This is a genomic window from Klebsiella sp. Ech2A (genome assembly GCF_030078455.1).
In the GTDB taxonomy this organism is placed as follows: Bacteria; Pseudomonadota; Gammaproteobacteria; order Enterobacterales; family Enterobacteriaceae; genus Klebsiella; species Klebsiella terrigena.
Map to the genome: position 1 here is coordinate 1 of NZ_JAQGFU010000404.1, position 1,480 is coordinate 1,480.

2 protein-coding genes are annotated in these 1,480 nt (G+C 67.0%); both read left to right on the forward strand.

What is annotated here, in order from left to right; genetic code table 11:
- Positions 1–853: ABC transporter permease (locus tag PFH44_RS27465; protein WP_283826820.1), on the forward strand; the 853-nt coding region annotated here is incomplete at its 5' end.
- A partial coding sequence (locus PFH44_RS27470) for an ABC transporter ATP-binding protein (RefSeq protein WP_283826821.1) occupies positions 850–1,480 on the forward strand: 631 nt, incomplete at its 3' end. The genes PFH44_RS27465 and PFH44_RS27470, both read left to right, overlap by 4 nt.

Consider the following 1,480-nt stretch of genomic DNA (forward strand, 5'->3'; position numbering starts at 1 on the left):
CCTCAGCGGCATGGCGATGGAGTGGGCGGCCAACCGGGCCTGCTCCCGGCTGGTGTTCTGGCCGCAGCCGGCGGCCGGGCGCCTGGCCTGGAAACCGCAGGCCAGATGGCGGTCACTGCAGCTGCCGCTGGTGCTGCTGGCGCTGTGGCAGCTTGCCAGCGGGCAGGGCTGGATCGATAGCGCGTTATTCTCTTCGCCGCTGGCGGTGGCCGAGCGCTTTATTCAGGGCGCGGCCACCGGCGAGCTTGCCTCGGCGATGCTCGCGAGCCTGGGGCGGGCGTTTGCCGGCGGCGCGCTGGGCATCGGCTGCGGGCTGCTCTGCGGACTGCTGCTGGCGCTGCGCCCGCGTGCCGGAGCGATCTTTACGCCGACGCTTAACGTCCTGCGCCATATCGCCCTGTTTGCCTGGCTCCCGCTGCTGACCGCGTGGGTCGGCAACGATAACGGCGGCAAAATCGTGTTTATCGCCCTGGCCTCCTTCTTCCCGATGTTCTTTAGCACCCTGCAGGCCGTTCTGCAGCGCAGCCCGCAGCTGGATGAGGTTGCCAGGGTGCTGCGCCTGAGCGGCCTGACGCGCCTGCGCAGGCTCATTCTTCCCGGCGCCGCCGCCGGTATGTTTGCTGGCCTGCGGCTGGCGGTGATTTACGCCTGGCTTGGCAATATCGGCGCCGAATATTTCATGTCCTCCGGCGTCGGTATCGGCAGCCTGATGATCAATGCCCAGCAGCTGCTGGATATGCCAACCATTCTCTGCGGCATGGTGCTGATCGGTATTACCGGTGCAGCGCTGGATAAAGCCGGACGTTTACTGGAAATTCGCGCCACCCGCTGGCGCCAACAGGAGCCGCTATGACGACTTTGCCCCTGGTCTCTTTTGACCGCGTCCGTAAATCCTGGCAGCAGGTGACGGCGCTACAGAACTTCAGCCTGGATATCGCCGCCGGCGAGCTGGTGGCGCTGGTAGGCAGCAGCGGCTGCGGTAAATCAACGCTGCTGCGGATGCTGGTCGGGCTTGAGTCCACCTCCCAGGGCGAGATTCGCATCCACGGCGAGCCGGTGACCGGCGTCGGCAAAGATCGCGGTATCGTGTTTCAGGAGCCGCGCCTGTTTCCGTGGCTTAACGTTATCGACAACGTGATGCTCGGCCTGGCGGACGAGCCGCTGAGCCGGGCGGCGAAGCGGCAGAGGGCGCTGGAGATGCTGGCGCGCGTCCAGCTCACCGAGTTTGCCAGCGCGCTGCCCGCCCAGCTCTCGGGCGGCATGGCGCAGCGGGTAGCGATTGCCCGCGGCCTCGTCGGCCGCCCGCAAATTCTGATGCTGGATGAACCTTTCGGCGCGCTGGATGCCCTGACGCGCCATACCCTGCAGCAGGAGCTGCTGCAGATCCACCGGAGCGCGGGCACCACCACGCTGCTGGTGACCCACGATGTGGAAGAGGCGGTCGCGCTGGCCGACCGGGTGGTGGTGCTGTCGCCGCGCC